The sequence below is a fragment of the Oceanobacillus salinisoli genome, assembly GCF_009733865.1.
Taxonomy (GTDB): domain Bacteria; phylum Bacillota; class Bacilli; order Bacillales; family Amphibacillaceae; genus Oceanobacillus; species Oceanobacillus salinisoli.
This window is the reverse complement of sequence record NZ_WOFB01000022.1, coordinates 20,064-35,221: the sequence shown is the minus strand read 5'-3', so window position 1 is coordinate 35,221 and position 15,158 is coordinate 20,064. Positions and strand designations below refer to the sequence as shown.

The following is a 15,158-nucleotide window of genomic DNA, read 5'->3' as shown; positions in this document are numbered from 1 at the left end:
GGACAATCATGAGCTTTTCATTAGAAGGTTACCAAGTAAAACGAAATGCTTTAATAGACAAACTCGATTCATTATCCCTTCTATTAGAAGAAATGGATAATGAAGTTGAGAAAAAACAGGTGGAACATATAAAAAAGGAATTGCTTACGAACACCTTTCAAGTAGCTGTAGTCGGGGAATTTTCACGTGGAAAATCTACATTTATCAATGCTTTACTCGGAGAAAAAGTGCTACCTTCTTCGGTGAAACCAACCACCGCCTTATTAAATATTATTGAATACAGTGAGGAGCCGACCATTAAACTGCACTTTCATAAGGGAAATCAAGTAAAAGAAGTAACGGAGCAAGTATTTACTAAACTCGTAGCCCCAAAGGATCCTATAGAAGGGGATACGCAGTCCGAGAAGGAATATGAAAAGCATGTAGAACTATTAAGCTCCATTAAATATGCGGAAATTGGCAGACCACTGTCGTTTTGTTCAAATGGTGTTACCATCATTGATACGCCTGGTACAAATGATTTGGATCCTATTCGTGAACAGATAACGAATTCCATCATTCCTAGGTCCGATTCTGCAATATTAATTTTATCTGCCGTAAAGATTCTATCGGAATCAGAGATTAGCTTTCTGCGGGATCGGTTATTGGCTAGTGATATTCAAAAAGTATTTATCGTCATTAATTTTAAAGATGATTTGGGTGGTCCGGAAGACGAACAGAAGGTATTGAATTATGCGTATGCCCACTTAAAAGATATTTTAGCAGACCCAAAAATTTTTCTTGTCACTGCAAAGCAGGCTTTAAATGCCCGGAGAAAGGAAGCAGGGGAAGAGCTTGTCGGTAGAAGGGGAAGACCGATTAAAGTATGGGATATCCAGGATACAGGTTTTCATGAACTGGAAACGCAATTAGCCGACTTTTTGGCAAATGACCGAGGGAGAATCAAACTGCAAAAACCAATTACCAGAACAATGAAATTGATGGAACAGACGGTGACAAAGCAACTAACTATGCAAAAGCAGTCCCTTGAAAATGAAATGGATGATTTACAGGAAAAAATTGAAGCCTTCCGTCCGAAACTTGACCAAATGAACAAGTTGGGAATGGAGGCCCAGAACAAATTGTCCTTGGAGCTATTAAAACAGCATGAACAGCTGAAAAAATGGTATCAGCAGGAATTAAATGGGATTTCGGCTGCAGGGTTAGATACATTTAACGAAAACCGCCATCTTTCAGTGGAACAGATTAGCAGACTAGTAGAAGATACGATTGCTCCTCTTGAAAAACAGCTGCATATCGATAAAAAGGAAAAAATAAGCAATGCAGTTAAAATGAGTATGGAAATGGTGAGTAAGCAGGTAAATGAGGAATGGTTTAAAATGGAGGATGAGTTTGATAGTATGCTAAAACCAGATTCCCATTCACCGTCAACGATTCATTACGAAACAGATGACGGCTTATCTATCTTTGATGATATACTAGATGATTTGGATATGGCATGGGAGAGAAGCAATAGTTTTCTCGGAAAGCTGGCCATAGGTGCAGGTGCTGTCGCAACGATTGTCATTGGAGGAATTACTGCCTTATTTAAGTCTGGCTGGGCATGGCTAACTGGTGAGGATGAAAAGTCGAAGTTTAAGAGTAATTTAATCAAACAGTTTGATGATTCGAAAAGACAGCGGCTCAATTCCTTTGATAAAGAATACAAAGCGATAAAGGAAGCGGTGCTTTCCCAATACAAGGAAACCATTGATTCGCATGTAAGGCAAATGGAAAAACAGCTGCAAACGCTGATGAAGCATGCGGAAATGGAAGAGATGGATGTACAGAAAGAATTGGAGATTATCCATCGATATGAATGGAGACTGGAGCAAATAAGAACGGAAATTACAACGATTAATCAGAGTTTGGCAACGAATGCAGATGCGAAGGTTGGGTGATGAAGAATGAATTACACAGAAGCAAAGGATGCCATCTATAAAAAAGCTATGGATCTCGAGCAACACTTGCAAGAAGTTCTTCCTGAAAGTGAGCAGAGAAGACAGCTAATAGATCTTATAGAGGATGTGGAGCAGGACTATTTCAATGTCGTGGTCATAGGAGAATTCAAACATGGCAAGTCCACGTTTGTCAATGCATTGTTAGGAACAGATGTTATGCCTAGGGATGTAACTCCAACTACGGCAGCGATTAATGCTGTACTATATGGTGAAGAGGAAAAAGTACAGCTCGTAAAGGCTGATGGCAACACGGAAGAAATGGAATTATCTAAGGAGAGTTTGCAGCCATTTACGGTGGAGGGTGGATACAATATTAATGACGTAAAATATTTGAAGCTATTCCTAAAGTCGAATCTATTAAAAAATCGAGTGGTTTTAGTCGATACTCCCGGAGTTAATGATTTAAATGAGCATCGGGCACAGATTACTTATCAGTTTATTCCAAGAGCGGATGTTGTTATCTTTTTGACCTCGATGACGAATGCTTTGAAAAAAACGGAACAGCGTTTTATTGAAGATTATTTAATGAATGGACTGGACAAAACGATTTTCGCCGCTAATTTTCTGGACCGAGTCGATGATGACGAGGTAGACGATGTCATGGAACACATGGAAAGAAGACTTCAGAAAATCACCAATCGAAGGGACATTTCGATTATAGGGTTGTCTGCAAAGGAAGCACTGGATGGGAAATTGAAGCAGGATGAGGAGTTGCTGGAGTATTCAGGGATGGTAGACATAGAGAAAGCCTTACAAGAACAAATAAATAGTGGGTTAAAAGGGCAAACGAAAATTAATCATTTTAATGATAGACTTTCTCAGATTACGGAAAAAATTATTGGTGAAATTCAAACTGTCAACACGCTATCAATGGAAAATGCAGAGGAATTGGAGGCGAAATTAGCTTATATCCGTGAATGGAAAAATAATCAGTCGAGTATGGAGAATCACCTAACTCATTACATTCAAGAGCGGGAAGAAGAGATTCGCTATATAATAGAGAAGTCTGTAACATATTTTGGTAACGGACTACAGGAAGATGTTCGGAACAGAATCCATGTCTATCAAGGAGCAGACGTAAAAACGTTAGTAAGTTCCGACCTGCCAGTTGTGATCCGCTCACAATTTAATCAGTGGGTGAACCAGTATAGTGACTATATTTATGACTTGCTCCGCCGGTTGAAAATGGAAATTTCAAAAGGTTTATCCAACTCTTTTAAAACGAATGTTCACGTTCATTTTCAGCATGCAGGAGAGATAAAGTTTTCGAATGAAATTCTGGATTTGAACTATAAGACGGGAAATGCCAATGTGAAAGCAGGATTTCTGATGGGGGGAGCAAGTTCCATTGCATTATTGCTTGGAGGAGGATTTTTCCTACCAATTGTCGGGATGGCGGGAATGCCCTTTCTCTCACAAAAAATTGCTGAGAAGCAGCTGGAGAATGTTAAACCGGAAATAATGAAAGGGGTAAGTGATCAGATTGATATTCTATTAAATGATTTCCAAAAACACTTGGATCACTTCCTGCATCAGGAAATTAGGCAAATAAGGGAAACTTCTATAAATGAATTTTACCGTCAATTGCAATCGTTTCAAACAATAGTGGATAAACAAATCGAGCAGAAGACTGCAGAAACAAACCAAATTAAGGAATATCAAAAGAAACTAGCATCCTGTGAAAGCTATATAAAAGAAATCATTTTAGAGGAGGAACTGGTTAATGAGTGATTGGATTAATACAACAACAGATTTATCTACTGCATTTGATCAAGATTTCAGTAGTGGGACCTTTGAAAATAATGCACTTACAGAAGCATCTACAGCGGAGTATACACCAGTGATTACTGGGAACAGCTTTAATCAGGATATACTGGACTATCAGGATCCATTAAAGCATGCTCACAAATATCAATTTGAACCTTTAGAAATGAATCTCTTTAACACGCATTTTGTGGAACCACATTATGTGGAAGGGTATATGAGGAAAGACGGAACCTATGTGGAGGGCTACTATCGTGATGGGGATGGAAATCCGCTTACTAACCTTACAAAAGAACAAGGTGGCGGTTATGCACGGACCAATCCGGATGGGAATCCGTTTAATAATTTAGGAGAGAAATACTAGTATTGATACAGGTTAAAAAGTTTTAGAGAGCTAGAAAAATTGGTTGGATTCATCATATATCTGAGGACATATAACAGCCACTTGTACATTAAAATTTATCTATATAATTCACCGAAGAAAAATGAGAGCAATTTGCTATTGAATTTCTCTCATTTTTATGAAACGAAGTATAAGTCGTGCGACTGTACCGTTATTCATTTAACTATAAGAGGAGTATTACACAAATTGCCAAATAGGAAATTTGTTTGATTTTAAAAAAATACATTGAAAAATTATTCCTTTAGCATTACTATTTAACTATAAAAATGTAAAAGGCAAACTTATTGAAAGATAAGGACGCAAAGTCACGAGTCTAAGGTTATGAAACTAAGATCGTCGGACTGCCAAAAGTCGGTTAAATGGTTGTTTGAAACCATTGTGCAGATTTGTGTCCACTATTGTCTTTTAGTGGACTTTTTTATTACCTTTGGTTAGTAACGGAACTTTTACATGAATTTAAACATGAAAGGTGGATGTCCCGGAGTGACCGTATTATTTGGAACTGTAGAGTATTTTAGGGAAGAAATATTAAAAGGGATTGGAATGGTTGACAAGGAAACCATAGAAAGTGATTTGCTAGAAATTTACTCAACAATAAAGAGTGATATTTTAAATGATTTTGTATGTGACGAGGGATTTAGAACAGATTGTTTACAAAACCTTGACATCGCATATAAACAGCAGATTATGTCTCATCCTGACAGTTACCTTGCTGCACCATTATTAGTCGGAAAGGAATAGTTGCAGACATGAAAAAAGCAAAGAATAACTTATCCCTAAAAAACAACGTGAGTGTTGGAGATAAAGTGGTGTTTGATAGAAAAAATAACCAATATGAGGGCAAGGTGTTTCAAGTAAGAGATAACAGTGTACTAGTTGAAATATCGAAGGAATCCGCGAGAACATTAGGTTATGAATTGCCAAACACCGTAGTTAGGCATGGCAATTATATGATTATGTAATGTTACAATATGATTAGTCTCTGTACAACTAAATTCTAGTTCTCTACAAGTTTAAATGGCTTAACTAGCTTAATTGATACTAGTTTAAGTCATTTTTTACACAATTGGGTAGTCGAATTTGATGCAGCCAAAATGTTATATCCCAAGTATAAGGTAAATGAATACATTCGATAAAGGACAAGCAAATGCAGTTTTTTTTAATCCGAATTCAAACTATATCGAATGTAAAATTTTTATATAAAAACAAGATTAGATATTGCATATTTCAATTTCGCATATTATGCTGTTATATGTTGAATTTAATTTAGTGAAATAGAATCATGTAGAATGATCGCAAAATGCAACCAACATACAATTAAATTGTAAAAAAATATTATCCTACGATAATGGCAAACTTATTGAAAAGTAAGGACGCAAAGCTACGGGTCTAAGGTTTTGAACTATGATCGCCGAGTTACCGAAAAAGGATGGGAATTAGTAGTTTTTGACTATCCGAAACTACTATAGTCCACCATTCTTTTTGGTGGACTATTTTTATGGGAAAATAGTTGTTTTCATCCACCCTAGGTATATAATGAATGATTTTGTAAGGATTAATAACTACAGCGATAGCGAACGATTCAAAATATTTAAGGGGATGATTAATCAATGGGAATGACATGGAGTAATGAAGAGATTGAATACTTAAAAGATGGCGCGGGCTTTGTAAAAGTATCCACCATCGCTAAAAATTTAGGAAGATCCTATCAAAGTGTGAATTTAAAAATGAAGCGGCTGAATGTATATAATACCAAAACACAAACTGGAATGTTAACGATGCATGAGTTAGCAACTATTATTGGTGTTGATCGGAAAACGGTAGAGGGCTGGGTTATCAGACATGGTTTAAAATGTAAAAAGCGTGTGACAAAGGAAGAAAGAACGTTCTTTCTTATCAGTCCGGAAGACTTTTGGGAATGGGCCGAGGATCATAAAGAAAAAGTACAATTTACTGACATAGAGCCTCATATTCTTGCTCCAGAACCGTTATGGGTAAATCAGGAAAGACGAAACGAAATGGATCAATCTTTGAAAAAGAAAAAGAAGTATCAAGCCTGGACAACGAAAGCAGACAAGGAATTGATTAATTTACGTAAAGAAGGCTTAACCTATAAGAAAATAGGCGAAATTATGAATCGAAGTGCTGTCAGTGTGGAAAGAAGATATAAAAGAATTCATACTAAATAACCTCCCTCCAAAAAAATCAGGACAAAGTAAAAGAGTGTATATGATGAGTACAATTCTAATAGCAGATGATTCAAGGTTTATGAGAAATTGGCTAAAAGATATACTTGCAAATAGTGGATATACCGATATCGTTGAAGCCACTGATGGAAAAGACGTGATTGAAAAATATAAAAGGATAACGCCTGATGTCGTTATCCTAGATATTACGATGCCTAAGGTGAATGGGTTAGAAGCACTAAAAGAAATTTTAGAATTTGACGAAGAAGCTAAGGTGATTATGTGTTCATCAATGGGTACAAAGTCAAATATAATCTCAGCACTAAAAATGGGTGCAAAAGATTTTGTTGTAAAACCGGATTTTAATAATATAGTAGACATAATTATAAAACTACAAAACCACAATGAAGAGTATAATAGAAATAAAAATAGCGTATGTCTGGAGGAGAAAAAAATATGAAGAAATCGGGTATTTGCGTGAATTGCGGGAAAATGGGTCAGCTGTTTCATGACTTGTGTACAGAATGTTATGACGAAGAAATGTATATGGTTAAAGAAATCAGGGGATTTTTAAAGAAACATCCAAAATCAAATGCGATGGATATTTCCTCAGAAACAGGGATATCGATTACGAAAGTTACACGATTAATTAAAAACGGTACATTAATTTAATTTGTAGGTATACCCAAGCTATTTTCACTTTCTAGAAGCCCTCATTTATTTCAATCAACACATCCCAGGACATTTTAAATTTCCTACTAAATATTTCTATTTATAAATCGAATGAATAAACCGATATAATAAACAGTTACATTATTGTACAAACGTTCGTAGCTTAATTATATATTTGCAGGAGGTAAAGCATGGATATTGCATCATTAGTAGGTTTATTATTAGGAATCATTGCCGTTGGGGTGGGGATGGTATTAAAAGGGGTAAGTGTTACGGCACTTATTAATCCAGCTGCCATTCTTATTATCATTATCGGTACTGCAGCGGCAGTTATCATTGCCTTTCCCAGCAGTACATTAAGGAAAGTGCCTAGCCTATTTAAAATATTATTTACAGAAGAGAAGCAAAAAAGCAATATGGAATTAATTGAGATGTTTGGCGAGTTGGCGGATCAGACACGTAAAGAAGGAATATTGTCATTGGAAGGCAAACTGAATACGACGGATGATCCATTTCTGAAATCCGCCTTACAATTAGTAGTAGATGGCCATGATCCAGAATACATAAGGGATGTTTTGGTAGGAAAAATTGATCTTATGGAACAGCGTCATGAAGAGGGCGCTGCCATATTTACCCAGGCTGGTACCTATGCACCTACACTAGGGGTATTAGGTGCGGTTGTCGGATTAATCGCAGCTTTAGCGGATATGTCCGATATCGATGCTCTTGGTTACGCGATTTCAGCGGCGTTTGTTGCTACGCTGCTCGGGATATTTACTGGTTATGTCTTGTGGCATCCTTTTGCGAATAAATTACGTGAAAAGTCGAAAAAAGAAGTACAGCAAAAGGAATTGATGGTTGAAGGAATTTTATCCATTACAAATGGAAATTCTTCTGTCATGGTAAAAGAAAAACTTGGATCTTTCCTTACTTCCAAAGAATTCAGTAAGTTAAATGAGGGTGATCAAGATGCGTAAAAAAAAGAAAAAAGGTCATCATGTGGATGAATCCTGGCTTCTTCCTTATTCTGATTTACTAACATTATTGGTCGCATTATTTATCGTTTTATTTGCAATGAGTGACATCAATGTCCAAAAATATGAGGAGCTGGCCAGTTTTTTCCGCGATGAATTTGCTGCCGATGGGGAAGGAATCTTAGAACAGAATAAAGGGCCAGGTGAGGTTCGACCACCAAGTGATGTGGAAGAAGACAGTAAAGAGGAACACGAAGAGGAAAAAGAAGAGGAATACGTGGATGAAGCTCTATTAGAAAGAAGAGAATTAGAATCGATGCAGGCAAGCATTAATGCCTATATAGCTGAAAATAATTTAGAAGATGATTTAGGGACTACGTTAACGGATGAAGGCCTGCTCGTAACAATATTAAACGATGTTTTTTTTGATTCGGGAAGTGCTGCCGTGAAATCAGATGGCAGATTGGTAGCTAGAGAGATTTCTAACTTTTTATATTCTGACCCACCACATCAAATTGTCATTAGCGGACATGCCGATGATGTTCCTGTGAATAACAGAAGATTCGCATCTAACTGGGAATTAAGTGTGACAAGAGCGGTTAATTTTATGACATTGGTTTTGGAAAATGGCAATCTTGATCCGACCCTCTTTAGTGCAAAAGGCTATGGTGAGTATAACCCAATCGTGCCGAATACCAGTGAAGAGAATCGAGCAAAGAACAGAAGAGTAGAAGTGCTTATTTTGCCTAATTATGAAATTAATATGGAGGAATAATGGACGGTCATTCTTTGTATAAAGAATGGCCTTTTATAATGGTCAAGAAAGCAAACCATTTTATTCCCCCTTTTATGGTTAAACTTACCACTATTAGAACGAATATGTTTAACCGATATAGGTAATAAGAACTCTTTTTCGAGTATATTCTTGATGTGGTTATGAATAAGTAGTACTATTGTAATGGGAATTTTGTCGAAAAATGTAGATTAATGTATTATATCCAAAAATAGGAATACCTTCTCATAGATTTACAGACAAAATAGCACTGCATGGCTATATCTATATTTTAGGAAAGGAACGATAATTAAATTATAACAAAATCATCCAACGAAAATGGCAAACTTATTGAAAAATAAGGACGCAAAACCACGGGTCTAAAGCACTATGCAAGGACGGCCGGGTTACCGAAAAGGATAGGATACTGATAGAATTCCTTGCTAAAAGCATTGAACTTTAGTCCACCATTCTTTTTGGTGGACTATTTTAATACAACAAAAAGGTAAGTGACGGAGGAGTAACTATGACAACAGAATTAATACAACGCGATATTGTGGAAGGATACATTCGAGGATTATTGGATGTAATGGGGGAAGATACGGAAAGGGAAGGGTTAAAAGAAACACCAAAGCGGGTAGCGAAAATGCTGGAAGAAGTATTTGCTGGTATCGGGGTGGATCCGGAGACGGCTCTTACGACAACATTTCAATCAGAAGGCTATGACGGCATGATCGTTGTGAAAGATATTGATTACTATACTTTTTGTGAGCATCACTTAGTCCCATTTTTTGGGAAGGCGCATATTGGTTATCTTCCAGGTAATCGCATTGTTGGGCTTAGCAAGTTTGCGAGATTAGTTGAATTAACTTCCAAGCGTCCTCAGGTTCAGGAGAGAATGACAGACCAGATAGCCGGTGCAATAGCGAATGTACTTCAGCCAAAGGGTGTCATCGTTACATTAGAAGGGCAGCACTTATGTATGTGCGCGCGAGGAGTGAAAAAGCCGGGATCATCTACGGTCACAACGGTGAAAAAAGGAATATTTAAAGAACAGGAATCACTCATTCGCGAGTTTGAAAGAAATATAGACGCTAGGTAGGAAGGAGGTAAGGACCATGCTTTATTTGTCAAGAAGAGTTGATTTTTCGGCCATGCATAGTTATGAAATTCCTGATTGGAGTGAGGAAAAGAATGAGCAGGTTTTCGGGTTGTGCAGTAACCCAAGTGGTCATGGACATGACTATAAGTTAGAGGTCATGGTGAAGGGTGAATTGAATGAAAAATCCGGAATTGTGGTAAACACGGTAGATATTAAACAACTGGTTGGAGGATTGGTTGAGCGGGAACTGGACGGGAAATTTCTGAATCGGGACCATGCTTATTTTCAAGAACATATTCCGACGACCGAAAATATCGTTACTTATCTTTGGAATTCCATCGCACCTCAATTGGAAAATTGTACACTGCATCGACTTCGCTTACATGAAAATCCTTATTTGTTTGCAGAAAAAGGAGAGAAAAACATGGTTACATTAACAAGAAAATATCACTTTAGTGCGGCACATCGTTTACATAGTGAACATCTGTCCGCAGAAGAAAACATCGAGTTATTTGGAAAATGCAATAATCCCAATGGCCATGGTCATAACTACTACCTTGACGTAACTGTCCAAGGCGAGCCAAATCCAGTTACAGGGATGATCACAGATTTAGGAGATTTAGATAAAACCGTTGAATCGGTCGTATTGAAGAAGTTGGATCATAAGCATTTGAACTTGGATACGGAGGAATTTAAAGGCTTAAATCCAACATCAGAAGTTGTTGCCAAAGTCATTTATGAAATGCTGGATCCCCATTTGTCTAACCTTCATAAGATTGGCTTATGGGAGACAGAGAAGAATTACTTCGAATATTTTGGGCCAGGTGAATAATATGACATTAAATCTATCGCAATTGAAAAATAAAGTCATTGTCATTACTGGTGCCAGCCGTGGAATAGGAAAGGCAACCGCTGAAGCATTACATAAATGGGACGTAAAGCTGGTGCTTGGCGCAAGAAGCGTGAAGAAGTTGTCTAATGAATTTAACTCAGAAAATGTGCTACTGATTCCGTTGGATGTTCGGGATGAAAATTCTGTTCAGCAGTTTACAGAAAAGGCGAAGGAAAAATTTGGACGTGTGGATGTGCTCATTAATACGGCAGGGGTTGGCACGTTTGATAGTGTTCTAGAGTCTAAAACAGAAGACTTTGATGACATGTTAGCCGTAAACCTTCGTGGTACCTATTTAACGTGCAAGTATTTTGGCAGGATGATGAAAGAGCAGCAGGACGGTCAAATCTTAAACTTTGTCTCGATTGCAGGAACGACGGCATTACCCGGCAATGGTGGCTATTCAGCTTCCAAATTCGGTGTCTATGGTTTAACAAAAGTACTTCAAGCAGAATTAAGACGTGAGGGCATTCGAATCACTTCTGTTCTACCGGGATCGATTGATAATTCATTTTGGGATGATAAGGACTTTGATCTTGATAAGTCCAACATGATTCCACAGGACTCTATCGTAGAACATATTTCTTATCTATTATGCCAGCCTAAAAATTCCGTAGTAGACGAGATTACAATCATGCCTCCTTATGGAATTCTGTAGGAGGATGTGATTATGAAAAATGAAGGATTTTTTTTCAAAAATACTTCGGGAGAAACCTAAGAAAAAGGAAGAACCATCCGCATTATTCGAACCTAAGCTTTCCCATTTAACAAGCTATGATCAGGTTAAAAGAAGAGCATTAATCGGGTGGATGGTTTCTCGCTGTGCAGCAGCTCTGGATTATGATGAACAGGAGCGTGAAGCACTGTTCTTCATAGCCTTTACTGCAGAATCCTTTGAACAGCTGGAAAATGAAGTGGTTAAGGAACTTCTCGTGTTAGCTAATTCAGCGGTGGATTGGATTGAGGCGAATGCTGTGATTGAAGAGGAAATGAAAGCTATTCAGCCTTTATTTTCACCCAAAAAAGTGTTAGCACGTGCATTCAATGAGGTTCAGTTAGACGTGAAATATGATGAACAGATTGATGAATGCAGTTCCGTATGGGAAGTGTACCGGGACGTTATTTATGCAGCCACACATGGACAGTTTCTGTTAATTAAAAAATCGGATGTCATGAATTATAAAAGTGGAGACCTATTATGTGAAGTGGATGTAGTAGAGCGGCATGATATTGCCAAGGCGAGAAATGCGGCAAAAGATGCCTTTACCGAAAAGGGTGTTAAGGGCTCGAAAATCCTTAGTTACAATTTGATTATTTCCGAAGCCGTTACGAATATTTTAAAGCATGCAGAGTATGGAAAAATGCTGGTGTATCAAGCGGGTGATTTGTTTTATGTCGTTATCGAGGACAAGGGTCCAGGATTTCCTTTAAAAATTCTGCCAAAGACAACACTCATGGCTGGATTTTCCACGAAAGAATCCCTTGGCCAAGGATTTACGCTCATGATGAAAATGGCGGAACAGGTAGTATTGGAAACTTCGGAGACGGGGTCAACACTAATTCTAATTTTAGATGGAAAAGGAAATGAAATGAATGAAAAACATGGAGCCTAATGTAAATAGCACGATTCCAAAAACATTAATGACTGCTAAATTATTTGCTGGATTTTGGGATAGATGGCTTGCACATGGGATAGAACGTGAAGTAGTGGATAATGCCAAGCATGAAATGGAAGACATTAAAGGGTGGACAACATATTTTAGCAGTTTTGGAGAAGAGCATTTTCAAATCGCGCAGAATAATGAAGTGAATGGGCAGAAGAAGAAGGCCATAAAGCATTATCAATTATCAGGAGTCTATTTCAACCTTAATCATTGGATATTTCCAGACAGATTGGAAGAAAAAATAGATTGGTATAAGAAATCACTTGATTCCTTTGGCAATGCGGATCGCCTGTTTGATATTCCGTGTCGTTATGAAGCGGTTAGTTTGGATGGAACAGCTTGTCCAGGAAGAATTCGAATTCCTTCTCAACCTAAGGGAAGCGTGATTATTATAAACCCAATTGATTCGAGTAAAGAAGAGCTTTACTCCTATGAAAATCATTTCATTGAATTAGGCTATGCAACATTCAGTTTTGATGGTCCTGGTCAAGGGGAAACATTCACATTAAATGGATTAAAGGCAACAACTGATAGGTGGAGCACATTTCTTGACCGTGTTATTTCCCTTGCACGAAAGGAATTACCTGAAACCGAAATCTATTTATTTGGAACAAGCTCAGGAGCAAATTGGTCCATTATGGCCAGTAATCATCCGTATGTGAACAGGGCTATCGCTGTTAGTCCAGCGGTTAGCGTTCAGATCGAGATGCCCGATTATTTTACGGAAAGAATGCATGGGATTTTGGAGCACTCAACTGGAATGCTTCCTGATATACAAGAGCTAAATACGACAAAACCAATATTATTATTTCATGGGAATAAAGATGTCATGGTCATGGATCAGGATATGTACAGTCTTTATGACAAACTGCCTGATGGTAAACGATTGATAGAATACGCGGATGAAACACATTGCTGTAATAATAAGCTTGCTGAGATTCGTGAGCTTGCAGATAGCTGGTTCCGTCAAGAGCTGGGAGGATAATAGATGACGTTCGAACAATTTTGTACGTTAATTTCAGAAATTAGTCATGTCCCGTTAGAAGAAATAAAGGAAGATGCTTCATTTAGAGATGACCTGGGTATTGATTCCCTGCAAATGGTTAATGTTCTCGTTGAATTAGCAGAGAAAACGGGAGCAGGACTTGGAAGTTTAACAGATTCTGAACAGTTTTCTACACCAAAAAAATTATATAAAGCCCTGTATGGAGGTAACTAAATGGAGACGTTATTTGATCTATTTTAAAAAGAGGTACACGCTAATCGAGTAGTCCTAGGCACATTTGAAAAAGATTTTATGGTGAAAGAGATTGAAAGGTTATGTTATTCCTTTAATTGAAGATGATAAATCATAGGATGTTCGCAATCAAATTCATGATATACGTCAATTATTCAAGGAACAGTCCAACTCTGCTGTAGAGATGACAATTACTTTAGCAGATTTGCTGAAATCCTTGCACAGTTAATCCGAATCTCTTTCAACCATTTCTAAGAAACTACTGAAAAATATGGAAAAATTTGATTTGAAGGGCGAACCTTCCAAAGGGGGAAATAATAGAGATGATCAAACTAAGTAAGAAAGTAGAAGGAAATCTATGTACGATTTACGTAAATGGCATCCTTGATTATGCCACCATGGAACCTTTTAATAAAGAAATTCAAGCGATTGAAGAAGGTACGAAAAAAGTAATCATTAATTTTGCAGAGCTGGAGTTTATTGATTCTACTGGTGTTGGTTCCATTATTAATCTTGTTCATGAGGCGAACACGAAGCATTTCGAAGTCGAACTGGATGGTGTTTCGGACTTTATTCATGAAATCCTGGAAACGATTGGTGTATTTCAAATAATGGAGACACTGCAAAAGGAGGGGCAGTAAATGTACAGACGTGAATTTGCTTATGATAATAGCCAAAGTAATGGGGATGTAAACAAAACGTTGCAACGTGAAATCAAACTTGCCCAAAACATTCAAATGAAGCTGTTAAATGGGGATAAGCCGAAAATTGAAAGTGGAGAAGTTTCTGGAGTTTCCATTCCTGCCAGGTTAATTGGAGGAGATTACTACGATTTTTATTTGCTTCCAAATGGAAAACTGCGCATCGTTATTGGAGATGTGATGGGAAAAGGAATTCCAGCAGCGATGTTAATGATTTTAACACGTGGCGCTTTCCGGAGTGCTTCGGAGAGTACGAAGGGTCCTGGTGAAACGTTAACGGCAATGAATAAAGCCTTATATGCTGATCTTCGTGCACTCGGTTCGTTTGTTACTGTACTCTGTGCAGAATGGGACCCGGAAACAGATACATTAACGTATGCAAATGCTGGTCATAGTTTGCCAATTGTTATCGAGAATGACGGAGACTTAAGGGAAATCCCGAAAGTAAAAGGGGTAATGCTTGGAGGTTTACCAGAGTCTCAATACAATGAAAATGCCATCCACCTCGGTGAAGAAAGTCTTGCCTACTTCTATACAGACGGTATTACCGAAGCGGTCAATAAAGATGGAGATATGTATAAAATGGAACGTTTACAAGACACACTTATACAATACTATTCTCTTCAGGTAAATGAGATTGAGGAGTCTGTCGTCCAGGCATTGGATGACTTTACAGAAGGTGTCCCGCAAAAGGATGATATTACGATGGTATTGTTAAAGATTAGTAATGGTAAAACAGATATTACCAGTTATAATTCCCCAATACTAAATTAATAGAGGGGTGTATGCAA

The 15,158-nt window shown here is 37.6% G+C and carries 18 protein-coding genes and 3 riboswitches; all 18 genes read left to right on the top strand.

Features of this window, described 5'->3' with window-relative positions:
* Window positions 1-8: 8 nt before the first annotated feature.
* The 18 genes from GMJ66_RS15685 to GMJ66_RS15600 all read left to right on the top strand — a co-directional run bounded on the left by GMJ66_RS15685 (window position 9) and on the right by GMJ66_RS15600 (window position 15,141).
* Window positions 9-1,940 (top strand): dynamin family protein, encoded by a 1,932-nt coding sequence (locus tag GMJ66_RS15685; protein WP_156291263.1) that lies wholly within the window; start codon window positions 9-11, stop codon window positions 1,938-1,940.
* A gap of 6 nt (window positions 1,941-1,946) precedes the next feature.
* Window positions 1,947-3,731, top strand: a complete 1,785-nt coding sequence (locus GMJ66_RS15680) for a dynamin family protein (protein WP_156291262.1) — start codon at window positions 1,947-1,949, stop codon at window positions 3,729-3,731.
* Complete coding sequence (locus GMJ66_RS15675; protein ID WP_156291261.1) at window positions 3,724-4,128, top strand: DUF3892 domain-containing protein; 405 nt, start codon at window positions 3,724-3,726, stop codon at window positions 4,126-4,128. The genes GMJ66_RS15680 and GMJ66_RS15675 overlap by 8 nt, the downstream gene beginning before the upstream one ends.
* Before the next feature lie 303 nt (window positions 4,129-4,431).
* Window positions 4,432-4,516, top strand: a riboswitch (cyclic di-GMP riboswitch).
* A 134-nt stretch (window positions 4,517-4,650) separates the two neighbouring features.
* Entirely contained in the window at window positions 4,651-4,908 is a 258-nt protein-coding gene (locus tag GMJ66_RS15670) for a hypothetical protein (RefSeq protein WP_156291260.1), read from the top strand.
* Window positions 4,909-4,916: 8 nt separating this feature from the next.
* Window positions 4,917-5,129: a DUF2187 family protein gene (locus GMJ66_RS15665; protein WP_156291259.1), complete on the top strand. Its 213-nt coding sequence runs from the start codon at window positions 4,917-4,919 to the stop codon at window positions 5,127-5,129.
* A gap of 378 nt (window positions 5,130-5,507) precedes the next feature.
* Window positions 5,508-5,591, top strand: a riboswitch (cyclic di-GMP riboswitch).
* A 186-nt stretch (window positions 5,592-5,777) separates the two neighbouring features.
* A complete protein-coding gene (locus tag GMJ66_RS15660) occupies window positions 5,778-6,356 on the top strand; it encodes a sigma-70 RNA polymerase sigma factor region 4 domain-containing protein (protein WP_156291258.1) in 579 nt (192 codons plus the stop codon).
* The gene (locus GMJ66_RS15655; protein WP_331279692.1) at window positions 6,319-6,813 is read left to right on the top strand and encodes a response regulator; all 495 of its coding nucleotides are present in this window, start codon (window positions 6,319-6,321) and stop codon (window positions 6,811-6,813) included. Before GMJ66_RS15660 ends, GMJ66_RS15655 begins: the two co-directional genes overlap by 38 nt.
* Window positions 6,810-7,025: a helix-turn-helix domain-containing protein gene (locus GMJ66_RS15650; RefSeq protein WP_156291257.1), complete on the top strand. Its 216-nt coding sequence runs from the start codon at window positions 6,810-6,812 to the stop codon at window positions 7,023-7,025. Before GMJ66_RS15655 ends, GMJ66_RS15650 begins: the two co-directional genes overlap by 4 nt.
* Before the next feature lie 191 nt (window positions 7,026-7,216).
* Entirely contained in the window at window positions 7,217-8,002 is a 786-nt protein-coding gene (gene motA / locus GMJ66_RS15645) for a flagellar motor stator protein MotA (RefSeq protein WP_156291256.1), read from the top strand.
* Window positions 7,995-8,774, top strand: coding sequence for a flagellar motor protein MotB (gene motB, locus GMJ66_RS15640; protein ID WP_156291255.1), 780 nt, complete (start codon window positions 7,995-7,997; stop codon window positions 8,772-8,774). The genes motA and motB overlap by 8 nt, the downstream gene beginning before the upstream one ends.
* Window positions 8,775-9,102: 328 nt before the next feature.
* Window positions 9,103-9,186: riboswitch (cyclic di-GMP riboswitch) on the top strand.
* 111 nt (window positions 9,187-9,297) lie between these two features.
* Window positions 9,298-9,873, top strand: coding sequence for a GTP cyclohydrolase I FolE (folE, locus tag GMJ66_RS15635; RefSeq protein WP_156291254.1), 576 nt, complete (start codon window positions 9,298-9,300; stop codon window positions 9,871-9,873).
* 16 nt (window positions 9,874-9,889) lie between these two features.
* Entirely contained in the window at window positions 9,890-10,705 is an 816-nt protein-coding gene (locus GMJ66_RS15630) for a 6-carboxytetrahydropterin synthase (protein ID WP_156291253.1), read from the top strand.
* 1 nt (window position 10,706) lies between these two features.
* Window positions 10,707-11,423, top strand: coding sequence for an SDR family oxidoreductase (locus GMJ66_RS15625; RefSeq protein WP_156291252.1), 717 nt, complete (start codon window positions 10,707-10,709; stop codon window positions 11,421-11,423).
* Between the two features lie 19 nt (window positions 11,424-11,442).
* Window positions 11,443-12,378, top strand: a complete 936-nt coding sequence (locus tag GMJ66_RS15620; RefSeq protein WP_156291251.1) for an ATP-binding protein — start codon at window positions 11,443-11,445, stop codon at window positions 12,376-12,378.
* Window positions 12,359-13,414 carry an alpha/beta hydrolase gene (locus tag GMJ66_RS15615; RefSeq protein WP_156291250.1) on the top strand — a complete coding sequence of 352 codons (1,056 nt, stop codon included), beginning with the start codon at window positions 12,359-12,361 and terminating at the stop codon, window positions 13,412-13,414. Before GMJ66_RS15620 ends, GMJ66_RS15615 begins: the two co-directional genes overlap by 20 nt.
* 3 nt (window positions 13,415-13,417) lie before the next feature.
* A complete protein-coding gene (locus GMJ66_RS15610; protein WP_156291249.1) occupies window positions 13,418-13,648 on the top strand; it encodes an acyl carrier protein in 231 nt (76 codons plus the stop codon).
* Window positions 13,649-13,989: 341 nt separating this feature from the next.
* Window positions 13,990-14,307 carry an STAS domain-containing protein gene (locus tag GMJ66_RS15605; protein WP_231514949.1) on the top strand — a complete coding sequence of 106 codons (318 nt, stop codon included), beginning with the start codon at window positions 13,990-13,992 and terminating at the stop codon, window positions 14,305-14,307.
* On the top strand, window positions 14,308-15,141 hold the full coding sequence (locus GMJ66_RS15600; RefSeq protein WP_156291247.1) for a PP2C family protein-serine/threonine phosphatase: 834 nt from the start codon (window positions 14,308-14,310) through the stop codon (window positions 15,139-15,141). It begins immediately after the preceding gene.
* Window positions 15,142-15,158 lie beyond the last annotated feature (17 nt).

Coding starts and splice junctions, on each gene's coding strand:
- GMJ66_RS15610 (WP_156291249.1), top strand. CDS start 13,418: ATGACGTTCGAACAATTTTGTACGTTAATTTCAGAAATTAGTCATGTC.
- GMJ66_RS15650 (WP_156291257.1), top strand. CDS start 6,810: ATGAAGAAATCGGGTATTTGCGTGAATTGCGGGAAAATGGGTCAGCTG.
- GMJ66_RS15625 (WP_156291252.1), top strand. CDS start 10,707: ATGACATTAAATCTATCGCAATTGAAAAATAAAGTCATTGTCATTACT.
- motA (WP_156291256.1), top strand. CDS start 7,217: ATGGATATTGCATCATTAGTAGGTTTATTATTAGGAATCATTGCCGTT.
- folE (WP_156291254.1), top strand. CDS start 9,298: ATGACAACAGAATTAATACAACGCGATATTGTGGAAGGATACATTCGA.
- GMJ66_RS15675 (WP_156291261.1), top strand. CDS start 3,724: ATGAGTGATTGGATTAATACAACAACAGATTTATCTACTGCATTTGAT.
- GMJ66_RS15665 (WP_156291259.1), top strand. CDS start 4,917: ATGAAAAAAGCAAAGAATAACTTATCCCTAAAAAACAACGTGAGTGTT.
- GMJ66_RS15615 (WP_156291250.1), top strand. CDS start 12,359: ATGAAAAACATGGAGCCTAATGTAAATAGCACGATTCCAAAAACATTA.
- motB (WP_156291255.1), top strand. CDS start 7,995: ATGCGTAAAAAAAAGAAAAAAGGTCATCATGTGGATGAATCCTGGCTT.
- GMJ66_RS15680 (WP_156291262.1), top strand. CDS start 1,947: ATGAATTACACAGAAGCAAAGGATGCCATCTATAAAAAAGCTATGGAT.
- GMJ66_RS15620 (WP_156291251.1), top strand. CDS start 11,443: ATGAAGGATTTTTTTTCAAAAATACTTCGGGAGAAACCTAAGAAAAAG.
- GMJ66_RS15660 (WP_156291258.1), top strand. CDS start 5,778: ATGGGAATGACATGGAGTAATGAAGAGATTGAATACTTAAAAGATGGC.
- GMJ66_RS15600 (WP_156291247.1), top strand. CDS start 14,308: ATGTACAGACGTGAATTTGCTTATGATAATAGCCAAAGTAATGGGGAT.
- GMJ66_RS15605 (WP_231514949.1), top strand. CDS start 13,990: ATGATCAAACTAAGTAAGAAAGTAGAAGGAAATCTATGTACGATTTAC.
- GMJ66_RS15630 (WP_156291253.1), top strand. CDS start 9,890: ATGCTTTATTTGTCAAGAAGAGTTGATTTTTCGGCCATGCATAGTTAT.
- GMJ66_RS15685 (WP_156291263.1), top strand. CDS start 9: ATGAGCTTTTCATTAGAAGGTTACCAAGTAAAACGAAATGCTTTAATA.